The sequence below is a fragment of the Kitasatospora saccharophila genome (assembly GCF_039529925.1).
GTDB classification, from domain to species: domain Bacteria; phylum Actinomycetota; class Actinomycetes; order Streptomycetales; family Streptomycetaceae; genus Kitasatospora; species Kitasatospora saccharophila.
Genome location: NZ_BAAANS010000095.1, coordinates 1 through 19,711, shown reverse-complemented (window position 1 = coordinate 19,711; position 19,711 = coordinate 1). Strand labels below are relative to the sequence as shown.

Here is a 19,711-nt window from a genome sequence, read left to right as displayed (position 1 = left end):
TCGTCCTCGTCCGCCACACCCTCGACGACCAGGGCCGACAGACCCGAAAACACCACGCCCACAAGATCGTTGACATCACGCACACCGTGCCAACGACAGCCGTCACACTTGGTCACCACCGATTACGAGACAGAGCCCGGTGACCGGTGTATCTCCTGATCAAGGAAGAGCACCTGATGAGCGACGTGATCGTCTCTGTCGAGGCGGTTGAAGAGGCCCGGCCGGTCGAGCTGGCGACGGATCTTCTGGACGAGCAGTTGATCGGGCAGTTGGTCGACCGGGCTCGCGCGAGCGGCCTGCAGTTGACCGGCGAGGGCGGGCTGCTGCAGCAGCTGACCAAGCGTGTGCTGGAGTCCGCCCTGGAGGGCGAGATCACCGACCACCTCGGCTACGAGAAGCACGACAAAGCCGGGGCCGGCAGCGGCAACTCCCGCAACGGCGTCCGGGCAAAGACCGTGCTGACCGATGTCGGGCCTGTCGAGATCGCGGTGCCCCGCGACCGGGAGGGCTCCTTCGAGCCGCAACTCGTCAAGAAGCGCCAGCGGCGGTTGTCCGGCGTCGACGAGATGGTGCTGTCCCTCTCGGCCCGGGGGCTGACGCACGGCGACATCTCGGCCCACCTGGCCGAGGTCTACGGCGCGAGCGTGTCCAAGTCGACGATCTCCACCATCACCGACAAGGTCATGGACTCGATGGCGGAATGGCAGAACCGCCCCCTGGACCCGGTTTACCCGGTCGTCTTCATCGACTGCATCCACGTGAAGGTCCGCGACGGGCAGGTCGCCAACCGTCCCGTCTACGTCGCCCTCGCCGTCACCGTGGACGGCGCCCGCGACATCCTGGGTCTGTGGGCCGGCGACGGCGGAGAGGGCGCCAAGTACTGGCTCCAGGTCCTCACCGAGATCAAGAACCGAGGCGTCGAGGACGTGTGCATGGTCGTCTGCGACGGTCTGAAGGGCCTGCCGGACGCCATCGGCACGGTCTGGCCGCAGGCGATCACGCAGACCTGCGTCGTCCACCTGATGCGTGCCAGCTTCCGCTACGCGGCCCGCCAGGACTGGGACAAGATCTCGAAGGCACTCAAGCCCGTTTACACCGCCCCGACCCAGGATGCCGCCGAGGAGCGGTTCCTGGAGTTCCAGGAGACCTGGGGGAGCAAGTACCCGGCGATCGTGCGGCTGTGGGAGAACGCCTGGGCCGAGTTCGTGCCCTTCCTGCAGTTCGACGTCGAGATCCGCCGCGTCGTCTGCACGACGAACGCGATCGAGTCGGTCAACGCCCGCATCCGCAAGGCCGTCCGGGCCCGCGGGCACTTCCCGAACGAGCAAGCGGCCTTGAAGTGCGTCTACATGGCCGTCATGAGCCTCGACCCCACCGGCCAGGGCCGCAAACGCTGGACGATGCGCTGGAAGCCCGCCCTCCAGGCATTCGACATCACCTTCGACGGCCGACTCTCCATCGGCCGCCGGTAACTCACACAACATCAGATACACCAGTCACTGGACACAACCCGCCCTCGGCTTCACCGAGCGGTACGCGGCCGCCTTCGAGGCGGAGGCCACCCAGCTGTTCCAGACCGAGATGACCAACCAGGAGTTCGACAAGCTCATCGCCCAGCTGTGGACGCCCCCGGCCGAGGGGGCTCGCAAGAACCTGATCGCAGTCAACCAGGAGCGCCGCGACCGCCTGCACCACCTGTTCGCCGAGGCCGACACCCAGGACAACATCTGGGGCACCCGCTGGGCCGCCCTCCAGGCCGTCATCGAGTTCGACGACTACTTCCGCACCGTCAAGCTGCCCGAGGCCCTGACCGAGCAGGAACACCGCAACAACCTGGCCATGACCGCCCTGCTGCACGACCAGAAGAACGACCTCAAGGACCTCGCCAAGAGCCTGCTGCTCGTGGCCTGATCGTCCCGGTGGCTGGGAGCGCTGCTCCCGGCCACGCCAACGATCGGCGCGGCCCTCCGCAGCGAGGAAGCCATGTCCATCCACATCCCAACGTCCCCACACCGCCGACTATGACGCACGCGCCAGCGCCCTCGTCCATGGACCGGGGCGCGATCGCCTGGATCGCCTGCAGCCGCGCGGCGGGGTCTGGTGTCCGGGCCGCCATGCCACACCGGCCGCTCCTGCTGGCACCAGTACTGGTGGCCCGGGAGCCGGCAAGTCTCGGCCAGCATGTGCAGCGGCACACTGCCGGGATGCGGTGTCGATGTGATCATGAAATTCCTCGAGTTGGGATCGGGTGCGATGGGCGTCACGCTGGGCATGGGGGTGCTGACTATGGGGAACCGGCCTGCGGAGCTGCTGGCCCTGCTGAACTCGGTGGAGGCGCAGGAAGGCGGCGACGGCGGCGTTCGGACCGCGGTGCTGGGGCAGGGCATCAAGCTGCCGAGCTGCTCGAGTAAGTGGACGCGGTGGAGCTGCCGGGGAAGCTGGGCATCCTCGGCGATCGGAACGCCGGCGTGGAGCGGCTGCGCGGGCTGGGCGGCGTCGACATCTTGGTGGTCCTAGACGACGGTGCGCTGCTCCCCAAGACCGACACATTCCGGCTGATTCTGGAGACCTTTGAGAGCAACCGCGGTCTGGGGATCGTCAGCTTCCGGATCGCAGACGAGACCGGGTTCACCCAGCGCCGGCACGTCCCCCGCCTGGGCGCTTCCGACCCGACGCTCTCCGGTGAGGTCACCACCTTCCTCGGGGGGCATCCACATGAGCGTGATCGACCCGGTTGAGCTGTTCCCGCTCGTTCTTCTATGCCCACGAGGAGACCGACTTTGCCTGACGAGCCTTGGATGCCGGCTGGCGCATCGACTACCGGGCCGACATGGCCCTCCAGCACCCGCGCACCGTGCCGATCTACCTCACCTCCTGGGCCGCCTACATGCTGCTGCGCCGCCCGCCGATGTTCGGGCTGAAAGCCTGGTGGGGCGGGTTCTTCGAGGGGGTGCGCGTGTCGTGTCCGCCGCGCCGCCCGATGTGGTGGAGCACGGTGCAGCGGATGGCGAAGCTGGGCCGGCCGCCGGTGTTCTGCCAGCCGACCCAGGCCCTACGTTGCTGGGCTTCGGTCAGGCGGCCAGGACGGCTGCGGCGAACCAGTCCGGGATCGCGTCGGGCGTGGACTTGAGCAGTCCACGTACCGGTCGATGCCGTCGGCGAGGCGACCGTGGGCCGCCAGCCGAGCAGCTCCGAGGATCTGCGGGCGTGGGCGTAGCCCCCGCGCGGGTCACCGCGGGCATCAACGTCTCCTTGAGCACCGCCACGGGTAGTGGGCTACGATCCTCTCGGCGATCTCCCGGAACGACGTCGCAGCCCGGCATGGACGTCGACCGTCTGCTAGGCAACCTGGTCGGCAACCAGCGCCAGGAGGGTGGCGTTGGCGATGTCGTCCAATATGCACCATGCCGCGCACTACCGCCCGCAGAGATCCTCAGGGCGGGCTCCTGTGTGCCCAGCGGCTGACCCAGCGGCGAAGATCAAGAGCTGATCGGAACCCACACGCTCAGGAAACCCGTAGTATCGGGTGGCCTGGTGCTTGCCGCTTCCATGAGGTTCAGCCACTAGAGTCACCGGCGAGCGCAAGGAGAGTCATGGCGAAGCTTCACGAGCAGATCACGTCCGGACGAGTGGTCTACACCACTCGCGCAGGGGCACAGGTCTGCGGCGACAGTCGCAAGGTGCTTGCGGAACTGCCCGAAACCTCTGTCGACCTTATTATGACTTCGCCACCGTTTCCCTTGCTGAGGCAGAAGGAATATGGAAACAAAGACCAGGCCGAGTATGTGGACTGGCTCGTTGAGTTTGTGGAAGCCGCCAAGCCTGCCCTCAAGGAAACGGGAAGCCTGGTAATCGACATCGGTGGCGCCTATCAAAAAGGTCGACCGGTGCGATCATTGCACCAGTTCCGCGCGCTCATCAGGTTTGTAGATGATCTCGGGTATAATCTGGCCGAAGAATTCTATTGGCACAATCCAGCCCGCCTGCCTTCCCCAATTGAATGGGTGAATAAGCGTAAGTGGCGAGCCAAGGATTCAGTCAATACGGTCTGGTGGCTCTCCAAGGGCGACAGGCCGAAATCAGATGTGGGAAAGGTTCGAACTCCCTACTCCGAATCAATGCAGAAACTGCTAAAAGATCCGTCGGGGTACTATCGCCCAAAGAAAAGGGCGTCGGAGCATGATATTGGAACCGCATTCGGAATTGACAATGGCGGGGCTTTGCCTTCCAATCTCCTGTCGATTCCCAATACAGAGTCGAACGGATTCTATCTGCGCATGTGCAAGGAGCTGGGATTTGAATCCCATCCAGCGCGATTTCCGGCAGCCTTGCCCGAGTTCTTCATTAAGATGCTTACAGATCCAGGCGACGTCGTGGTCGATATATTCAGTGGATCAAATACGACAGGCTATGCTGCTGAGACCCATGGGCGCAACTGGCTGAGCATCGAACTTGATGAGAAGTATGCGGCGCGTTCGGCGCTGAGGTTCCTTGAGGGGCGAACTGCCACGGACGTGGCCGCAATCTACGAACAGATGTTGGCAGTGAACAGCCAAGTCGATGTGGAGCCGACTGTCCTGTTCTGAAAGAACTCCGGCGCTGGGACCTACAATTAGCGTGGGCCCCAGCACCGCTGCTTGTTACGGCAGATTGGGTGACGCCACCACATCACCCAAGGTTCCGACCATCCCTTCGGCCATGTGCTCTCCAAGCAGACGAAGGCCCTTGCTCATCAGCGCCTCGATGGCCCGATATGGATACTGGGCCACGATGCTATCAGGAAAGAACAGACGTACGGCCTCGCGCATCTCCTGCTTCGGATCCAGCGTGGCGATGTTGAAGTTGGTGCCCGGTGTGGAGCCCCAGTCCGCATCCTTCTCTGGGGTAAGTTCATAGCGGATTGCGTAAGCGAAGCCCAACCGCGCCAGCTCCACGAGATGCGCAAGACCAAACTTGATCTTTAGTTCTTCGGCCACCTTCGACGCCTCGATCGACAGCGCTGCATTCCGGAGATCTTCCATCACACGCTCTCCCGCGGCTTGATCTTGGTGTGCCTGGCTGAGACGCGTTCAAGTTCATATTCGGCTACGAGTTTCGATCCCAGGGCTTGTACTGCCGCAGATTGGTCGAACTCGCCCTCGAAAGCGAGCAGCACTACCTGGGAGGCCATTTCAGGCAAGGCTGCGACGACGTTTCGTGTGTGGTCGGCGTCCAGGCGTCCAAACGGTGAGTCCATCACAATTGGGCCCGGAACAGAGGCGCATTGCTGCAAGGCTGAGATGAGCGACAGCGCTACCAGGTGTTCGAAACCGGCCGAGCGTCCCCTTACTACCTCGCCCTTGGTGTCGACGATCTCAAGGCCGTACCGATCATTGATCTTCAGCCGGGTGAAGTCGCGTTCGTGAGAGACCTTGGCGAAGATGGCCGTGGCGGTTCGTTCGACTCGATCCTTGAGCATGGACCGATAGACCTCGATGGACTCGGCGAACAGTGCACCAAGCTGACTAGCCACTCTAACCTTGAGCTCGATGGACGGGTCATCCATGCCGTTCATCTTGCTCAGCTCGTCACTGATCCGGCGGATAGAGTTGTCTTGCTCAACAATTTTCTTCTCTGCTTCGCCTACCTCGATCTTCGCCGTGCGAATCAGGAAGTTCAGGCCATCGCGCTCGGTGGTGAGGCGCCGAACCTCAGCCTGATTGATGCCGCGCAACTGCTCGTCAATACTCTTGATTTCCTGATCAGTGTCATCGAGCTGTAGTTGTAGTTGACGAAGCGCCTTTTCGCGCTCAGCGATCATCCGGCCGTCGACACGCGCAAAAGCTTCCAAGACCCGCATCTGCTTTTGGGTTTGCATATGCAGACTCTCAAGAGCAGTCCGGTGGGTTTCATTCGAGGAGTTCTTAAGCTTCTCTAGCAGGATGGAACGCTCATCCTCGGTGAGTTCATGACTGCATACGGGACACTCCGAATGCTGTTCCAAGTGGAGCAGGTCACGCTTTGCGGCGTGACTGGAGAAAAGAACCCTCTGAGCTTCTTCGGCTTGGCGCTGTAGCGTTTCGAGGCGCTCCCGCGCGGCCGGCGCCAGCACTGCCCGCCAGACCTCATCACCCAGCTCCGCAACCCCTTGCTTGGCCTCGTGGATCGCGATGGCCAACCTGGTAGCCTCGGATTTGGCCATCTGCAGTTGGGCTACGGCACGCTCTGCCTGGCGACTGTCTCCCAGCGCGACTTCAATCGCGGCGATGCGACTTTCGTTTTTCGCGATTTCTACTAGCGCTTTATCTCGATCGGAAGCCATAGTGTCGCGCATGCTTTGCGCACTGTGAAGCGCCCGCCCATGACTTTCGGTCTTGGTTTTAGTTAGTGCAAGAGCACCAAGTTGGTTCTGAGCGGCCCGCTGAATCTTTCCGACATTGTTCCGAGCATTCCGCACTGTCGGGATCCCGAGAATCCGCTCGATTGATTCTTCGAGCTTTTCTCCGGCTTGACCTTGAGTGTCTAGCAGCGCCTCGTACTGCCCGATAAGCTCGCCGTCGAAGAGGAAGAACTGGCTGATGTCACGAGGTGCCACAGTGCCCAATACCTTGTAGCCCTCGGCGTGAGACAGCGGATTACCATCTCGTTGCAGCACCAATTCGGTTTTTGGATCCCGCCGCTCATCAAAGCTGCGGGTGGCCACGTAACGCTTGCCGTCGTGACTGAATTCGAGCTCTACATAAAACGTGGCATAGCCAACCGAGTTGGCGTGTTCGTAGTTTGCCAGTTCCTCCGGCTGATGCTCCGCAGTGCGACCCATAGCCGTTTCGTACAGCGCCCATCGAAATGCGTTGAGTAGGCGCGTCTTTCCTCGGCCATTGTAGCCATAGACAATGTAGACGCCTCTGTCTCGACTGAATTCAAGAACCTGCTTTCCGCGATACTGGCAGAAGTCCTGCATTGTTAGGCGATGGTAAGTAATCATTGCGCCGTCCCCATTTCAGCGATGTGCCGCGAGACCCACTGGTTGACGGCTTTTTCTGTTTCGCTCTGCGCGCGAGCCGGGTCCTCTCGATAGTCATGCTGAAGGTCAAGGATCTTCCGAACAAGCACTGGGTCTAGTTCGATATACCGTGCGGCTCGGATTTCCTCTACCGTAGTGGCGAGGCTATTTTCCGGTGATGACGAATCTGCGGCGGCTGAGCCGGCGAGTGGGGCTGGCAATTCAGTCAAGTCCTTCCATGTCTGCTGACTCCTCGTCGCTTTCGAATCCTTGAGGAATTGCGAGATTGAGCTGGTCGAGTGGCAACCCTAGTTCAATCCATCGCCGACTGAGCCGCATCTTCGCGGATGTTCCGGTAGCCCACTCGGCAAACTCCAATGAGCGTGCAAGCTCTCCGACCGCCAGTAGCCTGGTTGGATCGTCGGGGTCGAGTTTTTCTGGCAAGACAAGAACATCGAGGATGGAGGCGATCGACTTTCCCGGCGCCTGGCGCAACACGCGGCCGCGCCGCTGAATAAATTCACGAGGATTCTTGGAGGAGGCCAAAATTAGTGCATGGGTTGTCGATGGGATATTCACGCCTTCATCCAGGCATCGGATCGACACAACTACTCCGCCCTTTTCTTCAAAGAGCTTCAGGGTGTTCCTCTCGTCTCCCTCCATCTGGCTGGTGTATTTCCAGCTCTGGATTCCGCGGAGGCTTAAAGCTGCCCGCACCTGTTCCAGTTGTGTTTCATTGTCGCAGTAGACCAGCCATCGCTGACTTCCGTCACCATCGAAGCTTCTAGCGATCATCGAAGCGGATTTTTCGATCTTCATTTCCGCGTTCTTTGCTACTCTGGCCCGCTCGATCAGCTTCTTCTTCAGCCTTTCTGCTGAACCTGGTGGAGGGTTCTTCCCCACCGAGATTGCGTAAAGCTTCTTGACTTCGTCTGTCAGGCAGGCCCATCTCTCGTGTTCTGCGGGCGTCAGACTGACCCACTCGGGATCATAGGTATAGGGGACGAGCACCTTGTCCGCGAGCGCTTCACCAATCCCGTATCGGTGGCCGACTCCGTCGAAATAGCGCAGGATCGCGTCAGTGCCGTCTGGATCGCCGGCTCGTTCCGGGGTAGCGCTGAGCCCGAGGCGCGCGGGGACGTCTAGCCGATTCATGATGGAGCGGAACGTGGGACTGCCGATCCGATGCACCTCATCGGCGAGGAGCATCACCCTGTGCTGGATCGGGCGGACCTGAGAGATAAATTCGGGGGTGGCTGCACTGTTAAGTACAGCCACGATAGCAATTGGTCGATCGGGGGTGCCACTCTCAATGCCGGCGCGCACAAGCCTTTGTGGTCCCCACCGATCATTCCCTCCGCCACAAAGTACGACCCGTGATCCAAGAATTTCTCGGATCTCTGTGTTCCATTGCTTCAGTAGCAGATCTGACGGTACGAGCACCACAGGTGTGAGACCGTCTTGCTGCGCCAGCTTCATGCAGTGGAGGCCTGTGCGTGTTTTGCCCGACCCAGTGGCGTGCTCGAAGATTGACCTGCGTCCGTTGCTCTCCCACACTTCGACCGCGGCGTGCTGATGGTCGCGTAGGTCGAAATTGCCTACACTTCGCGCAGGGGTTTTGACTTCACCGCTGATCTTTCCGGTAGCAATGAGGTAGAGAATTTCCTCCACGTCAACACCTTCGGCGATCTCATCGATCTGCTGGCGAGCGGCATTCGGGAGCTCTAGGATTTCGACACCTGGAACAGAGCCTTCCCAAAGCTGGTTGAATCGTGACTTGGCATTAGCAACGCGCTGGCTGTCACGCCCGCCGGCCCAAGACGGCCAAACATCGATCGACTCGATATTGCCGCCAGGAGACATTCCGAGAAGGCTCTCATTCATCGAGCCGCGAAACCCAACATGATTTCCGGAGCTGTCGCCGAAGAGGCCCACCTTGTCGTGAAACATGCGTTTTGCAGAGACTGATGCATCTCTGGCCACTCGTGCGAGCTTCAGGTCGAGAGTCCCAGACGCTACTAGACCGGCAAGAAGCTGCGCGGTGTGCTTGGTCGGCTCGCTTTCCAGCAGGCGTCGCATCTCACGGCTCAGGTATTCTGAGAGTTCATCCTCACTCCGAGCCTTATAGCCATAGACAAGTCCATCGGCATCCTGCTCGGAGAGGCGAGGTGAGCATATGATTCGAATCTTTCCTTCGTTGGCCAGGACGAAGGTGCTCAGCGCCTTCCATGTCAGCAGGAAGGCCGTCGAACTGAAGAAGCCTGTGATGCGGTCGTAGGTGACAGACGCAGACAGGCAAGGGTTATAGAATTCTGTTGCGATATCGCAGGAGTCGCTGACGTACTCTGTTTGTAGTTCCCCAAGTCGAGAGAGCATTTCACCACCCTCCAAGAGATCGGTCCACAGTAGCCTTGATCCGTCGCTTTAGACCTTCAACCAATGCGTCGCTGCGGGCGGCGATGATATTCTCGACAATTCCATTGCGGAGCCTGAAATCACTTTCGGCCACTCCGAGCGCAGCCGCCTCGTAGACCACTTCTGATTTTGAGTAAACGCTATTCGAGTAACTGTATCCGGCGCCGAGATCATGCAGATCGGCATCCCAGAGAATGTATACATTCAAGGGTGCGTAGTAGCCGACGAGAATTGGCAAGATATTGCCGCTTCGGTCGAATTTGTATCTCGCACTCTTTCCGCTCTCAACTGCATCGGCTGGGCGAGTGCTGAGCTGGATCTTGAAGGCATCCTGCTTGCGCTCGCCAGAATTTTGAGTTGCGTTGAAAATGTAGAATCTTAGTTCTCTGGGAAGTGGGGCAAGTCGCAGTGGAGGTGAGAGATTCACTGTGAGTGGCTTCTTGGTCAGCGCCCTCTCGGAGGGTGCATTTGCAAGCACCTCGTTGAGTGAGCGGAGCAAAGTTCGGCCCAGAAAGGCCGTCGAGGTTTTCTGGCGGGGCCCGTATCTTTGCTTGAATTGCTCTTCTGGCATCTCGAGCCACGGCGGCGACAACTCGAGTGGGAGCATGTCGGCGCTGCCATGGATCGAGGACTGCGGTGTCGCTGGTTGGAAGGCATCGCTGGGCCGTGGCATCGGCAGATGCCACACCCCCCTGTTGCTACCCAAGCTTGCTGTCCTCCCAGTCGATCGCGCAGCGCCCCGTCTGCGGCGGTGGTGGGGCCTTGCGGCCGACCATCGACCCGCTCGGGGAGAGGCTGAGATCGAAGCATGACCCTGATGCTGCCAGCAGGGTACGACAGTGGAGGACACCATGGGTGCGGCCTTGACGAATTTGGGCGTTGAGCAAGGCGTTTCCATCAGGGGAGTCCGTTGTTCAGCGGTGATGGAGAGACTGCGTCAGTCCGGACTGGCGGGGGTGAGCTCTGGCTCTGGTGCAGCAGATCGGCTGGCCTACATGTATCGGGAGCCGCACTGATGTTGGAACGACGGGCATGTGGTACGTCGGTGATGAGGTGGCGTTCCAGCACCTTGAACAGTCGCTCCTCGAACGATGCTCCGCTCACCCGCCGCTTCTCAGGGCCGAGGTACTGCCGCCATCGAGACGGGTGGCGGGGCTGGCCAGCGACTAGCCACGCGTGTGGCCATGTCTGCGCGTGAAGGTGGTGCAGTAGCCAGGCGGCCTGGTGTCTGATGGCGGCTCCGCTGCGGCCTGAAATTCGGCTGGAACCCCAAGCGAGCAGAACCTCATCACTCTCCGCCAGCGTGGCAGTCATTAGATCGCGGGATCTCGACAGGTCTCGGGCTGTGATTGGAAGACGGCCGAGCTCAATCTGATCCTTGGAGGGAAGATCGATCAGATTGACAATTCGCAGGCTTGAACAACCTGTTACAGGTAGAGCGCAGGTGAGATTTCGAAACGAGATTGTCTCTGCTGATGGCTTGAGTGGAGGGTTGAGGAGCACGGCGCACAACGACCGATTTTCTGTGGTCGGGTGTTCGATAGTGGTCATTTGTCCTCTCGGTGCTTCTCGCGCGCGCGGAGTCGAACCTACCGCGTCGTCCACGTGCGCATCGCCTTGGGAGTCGAGGATGCGCTGAGCAAGATCGGGCCTTGGCGAGCCGAAGCTTCGCGCCAAGCCGGAGGACGGCGAGAGCGTGGGCATTGTCGCGGCCGGCGATGGCGAGCTCGGGGCCCCCAAGGCGAGCAGATAGACGAGCGGGGCGGTCACCTTGCGGGTGATCATCGAGACCAGGGCTGCGGCCTCCTCGCGGTCGAGTGCGGGAAGTACGAACGTGTACGTGATGGCGGTCAGGACGATCGTGGAGTAGCCCAATACTCCTGGACGACCTTGAGGTCGGCGCCGTCGCCGAGGGGCAGCATGGCGGCCAGGTGGCGGAGGTCGTGCAGTCGGACTGGCGGCAGCCCGAGGCGCTCGCACAGCAGCTCGAAGCGATCGGTCAGGCAGCCCGGGTGAACGGCCGCGCCGTTTCTCGCGGATGAACACGGATCTTAGCTCGGGCCAGGCTATGCCGGCGTCGGCGGCTTCCTGGAGGGCCTCCTCCTTGCGGTCCTGGTGGTCACGGAGCTCCCTGCAGGGTGTGGCTGTGCAAATGAGGGCTCGCGGACGGGCTGCTGACCATGCTCGACGACGACGGCTACGACTGGTGCAGCAAGTGCCAGGGCTACGCGGTCCGCCGACTGACATACACCCAGCTCTGCTACTACCGTGCCGCCCACTGGCTCCGTTACATCGTCAGAAGCTCGACCCGGCCCTGGGTGGGCATGACTGTCGCGACCTGGAGACGATCACTCAGCAACTGGGCGAGCTCGCCGATTGGTCACCGGTCGGCGAAGACCACTGGTACACCGGCGGAGCGCACCGCTGACGGCGCATTGTTCACGAGCTGCAGGCCAAAGCCGAAGCAGCCGGGCACAACACGCCGTGACAGCTTCCCGCCCTATTGCCCCGCATATGCCGCAGCACTGACAGAGAAGTCATGGACACCCCGCGCTACCTTTGTGTCCTGATGGTGCGGTACCACCGCAGCTGCGTGTTCGGCGACGAGCAGCGCGCTGCCGCGTGCGTCTCTCCGCGTCCTGCCGATGGGGCTCCATCACGGTCACCTCGCCCGCGACAGCTGTGACGTAGTCCGGGAGCCTCTGGAACGGCGAGAACCGGGGACGTGCCGGGGACCACGCGTCAATCACCACCCTCTCCGAGGCGCCTTTCGGCGAACGAATAGCGCGGGCTGTCTACCGTCCGACGTGCAGCGATGGCCATCGCCGGGCGACTGGGGGTCAAGGGGTCGCAGGTTCAAATCCTGTCGTCCCGACTGTGAAGTCGGTTGTGGGAGCCGGTACTTGGGAAACCGAGTGCCGGCTCTTTCTGTTGCCGTCTCAGGTGGCGGTCGCATGGTGGTGGCCGGACCACATGGGCCGGTCGTCGAGGTGCGGGGTGCGGTTGGCGGGGCGTGGTCGGTGGGGACGGATGCGGGGGACGTGGTGATCGCCTCGGAAAGGGCCGGGTGCGTGAGGGTCCGCGCTTCCCGGTGTGCTCCTGAGCTGTGAGCACCGTGCGACCACCGGGCCGGTAGAACCAGCCCTGGCGTGCGGTTCTCCCTTGGCCGGTGGCAAAGGGGGATTCGCGGCTTTCCGCTACGCGGCGCTGCTCAGGTGAGGCGGTCGCGGTGGGTGGCGGCGGTTTCGCGGACGAGGTGGGCGAAGCGTTCGCGGCCACCCCGCACGTTCCCGCACGTCTCCGCGAGCGTGGCACGGCCGACCTGACGCTCCCGTCGGTCCGGTGTCCCCGGACGGCTTCTGGGGCGGGCGGAGTCGGCGGTCGCCTCCCGCCGCTCTGCGGACGCCCGGTCGCTGGAGGCATCGCATCCGGGCATCGGTACTGCCCCAGCGGCGCGGTGGCGGGTGCCCGCTCGATCCGGAGGGGACGCACGGTTGGCTCCGCATCGTGCGTTCCCCCGCGGCCGAGTACCGGGTCGGTCAGAGCTTGTACATCGTGGCGTAGGGCTGGGTGATGCGTTCGCGTCGCGATCCGAAGTCGACGAGCACCGCGATGTCGCTGTCCCCCTCGACCTCGATGGCCCGGCCGAGGCCGTACTGGTCGTGGGTGACGCGGTCGCCGACGGCGAAGTGCTTGCGTGGTGCTTCGGTCCGGGCTTTGAAGGGGCTGGTGGGCAGGACGCGGCGGGCTGCTACAAATTTCTTCATCTCCTGCAGTATGCGCCGAAAATCGCGGCAGCGGCCCTTTTCCGGCGTCTCGGTTTCGGAGCCGCGGCAAGAATGTCGCGCATGCCACCCGCAATGATCACCGATGGTGCCGGTGGGCGCGGTGAGGGCCCGGCGCGGTGGGCCGGGCCCTCGACGGCCCGCACGATCCGCCCGTCCGAGGAAGCCGCCAGCGGGCTCCGAAGGTGCTGCGCCGTATGCCCAACCAGGCTGGGAACAAGGCAGGTTGGCGGTTCTTCGGCCTCGTGGCCGGTGGTGCCCGGCGAGAGGTGTCGTGGGGCCGGGCGCGGAATTTCCGCCCGTTGCGGGCCTGGGCCTGCTAGAGTCTCTCTTAGTTGCAGTAGTGGTTCCCATGAACTTTGTGTGCGCCTGCTGGTGTGTCGCAGGCGCATTTTTCTTTCCCGGGTCGTTTCCCGGGTGGGTGCTCATCGCGGTGACTCGAAGTGCGCGCCGCGTGCTCTTCGGAAAGCCCCTTGAAGGAGATTTATTTATGGCTAATGGCACTGTGAAGTGGTTCAACTCGGAAAAGGGTTTCGGCTTCATCGAGCAGGAGGGTGGCGGTCCTGACGTGTTCGCCCACTACTCGAACATCAACGCCGGCGGCTTCCGTGAGCTGCTTGAGGGCCAGAAGGTCGAGTTCGACGTCACGCAGGGCCAGAAGGGCCCGCAGGCCGAGAACATTCGTCCGCTGTAGTTTTTCTGCTAGGGCACCCGCCTGGCAGCGAGGGGCCCGCACCGCGTACATGCCCGGTGCGGGCCCCTCGGCATTGCATCACCGCGCACGATCCCGGCCGCCCCGGCCCCTGGCTCCGCCACCGGCAGCCCATCCGCACGCGAGACGCTCGGCGCCGCGTCCGGATCGGCGCCCCTGCCGTGACATCCCACGGTTCGAGGTTCTGCGTTCCCGCCTTTCTCGGTGAGCGCCGACCGCAGGTGACGTGCCGCACGGTTCCACCGTCCACGCCCCGCCCGTCGTACTTCTGGGCCCGTTCCCCTGCGGGCTCCGCCGGCGCCACCGCGCCGCGGAGCCGCGTCGTGGCGGGCCGCCCAGGAAGGTTTCCCATGAACCGCTCCAGTCGCTCCTCGTACCAGCACGCCAACTCCCGCTCCGGCACCGGTTTCCGGTCGCGTGCCCGGGGCAGCTCCTCCTCCGACGGCAGTTCCTTCTACGGCGACCGCCCCGCCGGCGGACGGTCCTCCGGCCGGAGTGGCCGTCAGGGCGCCTCCCCGCAGGGCGAGTTCGCGATGCCGGTGAGCACCACCCCGGTGCTGCCGGCCGTCGAGTCCTTCGAGGAACTGGACATGCCGAACGCGCTGCTGGCGGTGCTGACCCGCCAGGGCGTCACCACGCCGTTCCCGATCCAGGCCGCCACCCTGCCGAACTCGCTGGCCGGGCGCGACGTCCTGGGCCGCGGCCGCACGGGCTCGGGCAAGACCATCGCGTTCGGCCTCGCCGTGCTGGCCCGCACCGCCGGACGGAAGGCCGAACCCCGACGCCCGCTGGCCCTGGTGCTGGTGCCGACCCGTGAGCTCGCGCAGCAGGTCACCGAGGCGCTCACGCCCTTCGCCCACGCGGTGCGGCTGCGGATGGCGACCGTGGTGGGAGGGGTGTCGATCGGGCGCCAGGCGCAGGCGCTGAACCGCGGCGCGGAGGTCGTGGTGGCCACCCCGGGCCGCCTCAAGGACCTGATCCAGCGCGGCGACTGCCAACTGGACGGCGTCGCGGTCACCGTGCTCGACGAGGCCGACCAGATGGCCGACATGGGCTTCCTGCCGCAGGTCACCGAACTGCTCCAGCAGGTCGCCGAGGGCTGCCAGACGATGCTCTTCTCCGCCACCCTGGACCGCAACGTCGACCGGCTGGTGCGCACCTTCCTCAAGGACCCGGTCACGCACTCGGTCGACCCCTCCGCCGGGGCGGTCAGCACCATGGAGCACCACGTGCTGCACGTGCAGAACAGCGACAAGGACGCCACGATCGCCCACATCGCCTCCCGCGACGGCGGGGTGATCATGTTCACCGACACCAAGCACGGCGCGGACCGCCTGGTGCGGGACCTCCTGTCCAACGGGGTGAAGGCGGCCGCCCTGCACGGCGGCAAGTCCCAGCCGGAGCGCACCCGCACCCTGGAGCAGTTCCGCACCGGCGCGGTGACAGCGCTGATCGCCACCAACGTCGCCGCCCGCGGCATCCACGTCGACGGCCTCGACCTGGTCGTCAACCTGGCTCCCCCGAGCGACCACAAGGACTACCTCCACCGGGCCGGACGCACCGCCCGGGCCGGTGAGTCCGGCACCGTCGTCACGCTGGTGCTGCCCAACCAGCGCCGGGAGATGGCACGGATGATGACCACCGCCGCCATCACCCCCACCTCCACCCGGGTCCACTCCACCGACGAGGAGCTGGCCCGCATCACCGGCGCCCGGGTGCCCACCGGCATCCCCACCGTCATCGTGGCCCCTGCCGTCGAGCGCCCGAGCCGCAGCGCCTCCTCGCGCCGCAACCGCCGTCGTCGTCCGGCCTCCGGCCGCGGCACGCAGAACGCCGGCCGCCGCCAGGCAGCGCCCGACCGCGTCACCCTCGCCGCGTAGCCCGGTGGGCGTGCCCCCGCTCCGCCGCACGGAGAACGGGCACGCCGACCTCCTGGCAGGAAGCGCCGCACCTCGTGGCGACCGCACACCCCGCCCACGCCGCCCCGCAGACCGGAGCGCCGCCGTCACCGACGGAACCGACACGGAGGAACCGCCCATGAGCACCACCCTTGAGCGCCCGAGCACCGACCTCACCGTCGGGGAACTCATGCAGCCTCCCGGCCTGCAGATCAGTGACGACGCCACGGCGGACACCGCGATGGACGTCCTGCTCAGCTCCGGCACCGGCCACCTGCTGGTCCGCGACGAGGACGGCCGCTGCGCCGGGCTGCTGACCCGCCTGCACCTCGCGCCGTTCCAAGCCCGCTCCTGGTACACCGAACGCACCCGGGTCCGCGACATCCTCCACGACCGCGGCCCTTTCGCCACCGCCTCCATGCCCGTAGCCCTCGCGGCCGCCGCGATGCGCTCGCGCGGCCTCGACGCATGGCCCGTCATCGACCACGACGGCCACGCCATCGGCCTGCTCACCGCTTAGGAGCGCACGCCCGGGCTTCCGGCGCCCGCGGCAGGCTCCGTCCGCTCTGCGGTGAAACAACCTTCGTCCCCCTTGGACGGAAGGCGGGAAACCGGTGGACGGAAGGCGGGAAACCGGCGAAGACGCGGGACGGGCCGTACCGAGCCGGGCAAACCCACCAGGCGCTGCCGGCGAAACCGGCCGGCCCGGGGCGGAAGGAGCGACCGGACCCCCGGTGCGGGTCGGCGGCCCGCACCGGGGGTCCGGTCGTTGTTGTGGGTCTGGGCGCCGGGCACCACCGGTCAGGGGTCCCGTGGCGGTTGTCCGTCTGGCCGCCGGCTCGCGCGGCATCTCGAATCCGGTCGGGGGGAGGGGCCGCCGTCAGGGCCGCGTCGCCGCCCCTCCGGGTGCGGTCGACCCGGAGGGCGGTGAGGTCAGCGGCGGCGGCCGCCGCCGCCGATGTGGCGGTCGTTGGCCAGTGCGGTCAGCGGGCCGTACTCACAGGCAAGCTCGTTCCAGGTCAGGACCTCGCCGCAGCGGGCCGGGAACGTCTTCGGGTCGAATTCGGGCATGGTCCAGGTGCCGGTGCTCCGGTCGCGCAGCCACAGGTCCCCGTCACCGTCGACCACGGTCGGCGGGGCCGGTACGGGATCGGCCTGATCGACGGCGTCCCAGGTGACCCGGCCGGGGTGGGAGGCGCGGCGCAGCTCGGTGGTGGCCAGCCGTGCGGCCAAGTCGCGGGTGGACTCTTCGGTGTCCTTGACCGACGCGAGTCGGTACGCGTCGTCGAGGACGGGCAGGGCTGGATTCTGGCTGCGCTTGGAACTCATACGCCGGCTACCTCCGTAGGGGGCGCCACATCCGTTATGGCACCCCGTGCAGGGACACGGTATCCGAGGCGGGAGCGGTGCCGGTCGCGACCGCCGTTCAGGCGGAGGGGACGGAGGACGCCGGGGCGCCGGGGCCGGGTGGTGGGTTGATCCCGGACATGACGCGACCGCGGTGGTGCGGGGGAGCGGTGCCGTGGGGGCGGACGGCTTCGCCGGGTGGCGGCTGATCGGCCGGTCACGTCACCCGGCCCGCCGGGTCGCCCGTCGGGGCGTCCGCGAGTGCGATGGCGGCGGTGACGCGCTTGCCCACGATCTCGCGGAGGACCTCGAAGCGCCGGCTGACGGCCAGCACGGTCTCCAGGCCGTGGCGGCCGATGCGGGCCGGGTCGGGGGCGTGTGCCATGGGGAGGGTGGGCTCGCTGTCCCACACGCTGATCTCCACGGCACTGTCGGTGATCGTCAGCTCCAGCAGGCACGGCCCCGGCGCGTACTTGCGGGCGTTGGTCACCAGCTCGGAGACGACCAGCTGAACCGCGTCCACGACCCGCTCCGAGACCGCGAGCACGTGGGTGTCGCGCGCCCGGGTCAGGAAGTCCCGGGCGCTTCGGCGGGCCCACGCCAGTGTCTCACCGTCGACGAACACCGTCATCGACGGGTCCGGACGGACCTCCAGGGACCGGATCCCGCTCCTACGCGCCATCTGCCGCACCGTTACCTCTCTCGGAGCAGCCGGAGCTGCGGCGTGCTCATACCCTCCGTCCGGCCCCGCACGCACACCCCGGAGAGCCGGTGGGGCAGGAAGGGAAGAACGATGGTCCGCGGGTCAGGTGCCGGCTGCCGGCTGCCGGCGGTGGTGGCGGTCATCTCGGCGGCGCGGCCCATGGTGTAGGCGGGGTAGTCGTCGTCGAAGCTGCTCGCGGTGGTGAGTCGGTCGGTGGCCGTGGCCACTGCACCTCTTCGAGTGGGGCTTCAGCAACGCTTGGAGGGGCCCCGGCGCCGTTGCGGCTCCGGGGCCCCGAAGGGAACTTCACCATCTACCGGCCCTGGGCCGGTCCTTGTGTCCGCGAACCCTCCGGGGAGGAGGCTCACCGTCCGGTCCGGCGGCCGGTCCCGTTGCCCGTCGTGCTCCACTGCTCGGCTTCGGTACCCCACTGCCGGACTGCCCAGCACGCGCGCCCGCAGTCCGGCGCCTTTGCTGAGCCCCTGCCTACTTCACCTACTGGTGACTGCGGATCAACTACACCTGCCTACTGCGGTACCGCTCGTCGGCGGCCCCTGATCACTGCGGGCCGCCCGGTCCGGCCGCCCGTCCTGTCGCCGTCCTGCACCAAGCCTGGCTTCAGCACGCCGCAACCGCACCGACCTGCGAACTTCTGTGAAACTCCCGCCAGTTCGTGTCTGGCGAGCCCTTCCGACTGCTGGCTACGAGAGAAACACTAACCACGCTCGATGAGAATGTCTACTCCAGCCAAGGTAGATTTTTCAGTGTTCGGAGGGGAGATAATCTTCGGCCTGCGCGCGGACCGGAACACGCCGGGCGCGACCAGGGACAACGCGCGGGAAGGTGAACGGTGGAAGGGACCCGGGACGAGCACACCCCGTAGGCCGGGCGCACGGTCGGGCCGCCCGGCGGGCGGCAGTTTCGGGAGGCCGATCAGGGCGTCGATGCCGAGGTGTTCGAGGAGCAGGGCTTTCGGGTTGCGGCCGTCGATCCGGTACCCGGTAACGGTCGGCACCACGTCCTGCGCGGGGAGCGCCACCTCGACGAGCGCCGGGGGCGAGGTGGACGCAGTACGTTCACGTCCCATGCTTCACGTCCGCGGCCAACTGCGGACACCGCGACCCCAACTCCTTCCCGCTGCTGCCGTGAGGGCTCGTCCCGGACCGCCGGGGGCGGGGCCCCACTCCGGCCGGATCCGGTCCCCCCTTCGGTGCGCGTCCAGCGGCGTGCTTGAACCGGACGGCGCCGCCGGGCAGGATCGGGACGCACACCGCCCTTCGCCCGAAGGAGACTTGGCCGTGTCCGCCGCCGAGCCCACCGACCCCGTGGCCCTGCCCGCCGATGCGGGGCTGCGGATCACCTCCACCGACGTCCTGACCTCCGGCCGCAACCGCCGGGTGCGCGTGGTGCGACTGGAGGGGGAGATGGACCAGTCCCGGCGGCACCATCTGGAGAGGGCGCTGACCGCGGCGCTCGCCTCTCGTCCGGCCCTGCTGGTGGTGGACCTCGGCGCCCTCGCCTTCTGTGACTCCAGCGGCTTGAACGCCTTCGTCCACGCCCGGCGCAACGCCCAGGACACCGGTGCCCGGATGGTCCTGGCCGCGCCCACCGGGCCGGTGCGGTGGCTCCTGGAGATCACCGGCATGCACCAGGTCTTCGACATCCGCCCCGACGTCGAGAGCGCCCTCGCCGAGCAGTCCCGCCCCTGAACCGCCGCGCGCACCGAATCCGGGTGAGGCCCCGGGCCGTGCGGCCCCCCCTGCCGCCCGGTCCTAGGGCGCGTATTTGGTCGTGATCAAGTGGCGATTCTGGTGAGGTCCTTGATCCAGATCATCGCGCCTCGAAGGTGGAGGCCGGCGAGGTAGCTCG

16 protein-coding genes and 1 pseudogene are annotated in these 19,711 nt (G+C 65.2%); 8 read left to right on the top strand and 9 right to left on the bottom strand.

The features are described from left to right. Positions 1-185 precede the first annotated feature (185 nt). The 4 genes and pseudogenes from ABD345_RS37450 to ABD345_RS37430 all read left to right on the top strand — a co-directional run bounded on the left by ABD345_RS37450 (position 186) and on the right by ABD345_RS37430 (position 4,586). Entirely contained in the window at positions 186-1,472 is a 1,287-nt protein-coding gene (locus ABD345_RS37450; RefSeq protein WP_380276501.1) for an IS256 family transposase, read from the top strand. 10 nt (positions 1,473-1,482) lie between these two features. Then, positions 1,483-1,911, top strand: coding sequence for a DUF932 domain-containing protein (locus ABD345_RS37445; protein ID WP_344558937.1), 429 nt, complete (start codon positions 1,483-1,485; stop codon positions 1,909-1,911). A 342-nt stretch (positions 1,912-2,253) separates the two neighbouring features. After that, a pseudogene (locus ABD345_RS40395) lies at positions 2,254-3,031 on the top strand (glycosyltransferase family 2 protein); the annotation flags it as partial. Between the two features lie 562 nt (positions 3,032-3,593). After that, positions 3,594-4,586, top strand: coding sequence for a DNA-methyltransferase (locus ABD345_RS37430; protein ID WP_344558934.1), 993 nt, complete (start codon positions 3,594-3,596; stop codon positions 4,584-4,586). A 54-nt stretch (positions 4,587-4,640) separates the two neighbouring features. Here ABD345_RS37430 and ABD345_RS37425 read toward each other — a convergent pair whose 3' ends face one another. From ABD345_RS37425 to ABD345_RS37405, 5 genes are all read right to left on the bottom strand, one after another. Then, positions 4,641-5,021: a hypothetical protein gene (locus ABD345_RS37425; protein ID WP_344558933.1), complete on the bottom strand. Its 381-nt coding sequence runs from the start codon at positions 5,019-5,021 to the stop codon at positions 4,641-4,643. Further along, the gene (locus tag ABD345_RS37420) at positions 5,021-6,940 is read right to left on the bottom strand and encodes an AAA family ATPase (RefSeq protein WP_344558932.1); all 1,920 of its coding nucleotides are present in this window, start codon (positions 6,938-6,940) and stop codon (positions 5,021-5,023) included. Before ABD345_RS37420 ends, ABD345_RS37425 begins: the two co-directional genes overlap by 1 nt. Before the next feature lie 264 nt (positions 6,941-7,204). After that, a complete protein-coding gene (locus ABD345_RS37415) occupies positions 7,205-9,358 on the bottom strand; it encodes a DEAD/DEAH box helicase family protein (protein WP_344558930.1) in 2,154 nt (717 codons plus the stop codon). A 1-nt stretch (position 9,359) separates the two neighbouring features. Beyond that, positions 9,360-10,085, bottom strand: a complete 726-nt coding sequence (locus ABD345_RS37410) for a hypothetical protein (RefSeq protein ID WP_344558928.1) — start codon at positions 10,083-10,085, stop codon at positions 9,360-9,362. A 2,851-nt stretch (positions 10,086-12,936) separates the two neighbouring features. After that, positions 12,937-13,164, bottom strand: coding sequence for a hypothetical protein (locus ABD345_RS37405; RefSeq protein ID WP_344558927.1), 228 nt, complete (start codon positions 13,162-13,164; stop codon positions 12,937-12,939). 508 nt (positions 13,165-13,672) lie between these two features. Here ABD345_RS37405 and ABD345_RS37400 point away from each other — a divergent pair. The 3 genes from ABD345_RS37400 to ABD345_RS37390 all read left to right on the top strand — a co-directional run bounded on the left by ABD345_RS37400 (position 13,673) and on the right by ABD345_RS37390 (position 16,312). Beyond that, the gene (locus tag ABD345_RS37400; RefSeq protein ID WP_073818532.1) at positions 13,673-13,876 is read left to right on the top strand and encodes a cold-shock protein; all 204 of its coding nucleotides are present in this window, start codon (positions 13,673-13,675) and stop codon (positions 13,874-13,876) included. A gap of 368 nt (positions 13,877-14,244) precedes the next feature. After that, the gene (locus ABD345_RS37395) at positions 14,245-15,774 is read left to right on the top strand and encodes a DEAD/DEAH box helicase (RefSeq protein WP_344558925.1); all 1,530 of its coding nucleotides are present in this window, start codon (positions 14,245-14,247) and stop codon (positions 15,772-15,774) included. 157 nt (positions 15,775-15,931) lie between these two features. Continuing rightward, on the top strand, positions 15,932-16,312 hold the full coding sequence (locus ABD345_RS37390) for a CBS domain-containing protein (protein WP_344558923.1): 381 nt from the start codon (positions 15,932-15,934) through the stop codon (positions 16,310-16,312). Between the two features lie 413 nt (positions 16,313-16,725). Here ABD345_RS37390 and ABD345_RS37385 read toward each other — a convergent pair whose 3' ends face one another. The 4 genes from ABD345_RS37385 to ABD345_RS37370 all read right to left on the bottom strand — a co-directional run bounded on the left by ABD345_RS37385 (position 16,726) and on the right by ABD345_RS37370 (position 18,929). Further along, positions 16,726-17,121 carry a hypothetical protein gene (locus tag ABD345_RS37385; protein ID WP_344558921.1) on the bottom strand — a complete coding sequence of 132 codons (396 nt, stop codon included), beginning with the start codon at positions 17,119-17,121 and terminating at the stop codon, positions 16,726-16,728. Positions 17,122-17,356: 235 nt separating this feature from the next. Then, the gene (locus ABD345_RS37380; protein WP_344558919.1) at positions 17,357-17,821 is read right to left on the bottom strand and encodes an ATP-binding protein; all 465 of its coding nucleotides are present in this window, start codon (positions 17,819-17,821) and stop codon (positions 17,357-17,359) included. Between the two features lie 11 nt (positions 17,822-17,832). Continuing rightward, positions 17,833-18,069 carry a hypothetical protein gene (locus ABD345_RS37375; protein ID WP_344558917.1) on the bottom strand — a complete coding sequence of 79 codons (237 nt, stop codon included), beginning with the start codon at positions 18,067-18,069 and terminating at the stop codon, positions 17,833-17,835. Positions 18,070-18,557: 488 nt separating this feature from the next. Further along, entirely contained in the window at positions 18,558-18,929 is a 372-nt protein-coding gene (locus ABD345_RS37370) for a hypothetical protein (RefSeq protein ID WP_344558915.1), read from the bottom strand. A 211-nt stretch (positions 18,930-19,140) separates the two neighbouring features. Between ABD345_RS37370 and ABD345_RS37365 the strand changes: the two genes are divergently transcribed. Continuing rightward, positions 19,141-19,551, top strand: a complete 411-nt coding sequence (locus tag ABD345_RS37365; RefSeq protein WP_344558913.1) for an STAS domain-containing protein — start codon at positions 19,141-19,143, stop codon at positions 19,549-19,551. Positions 19,552-19,711 lie beyond the last annotated feature (160 nt).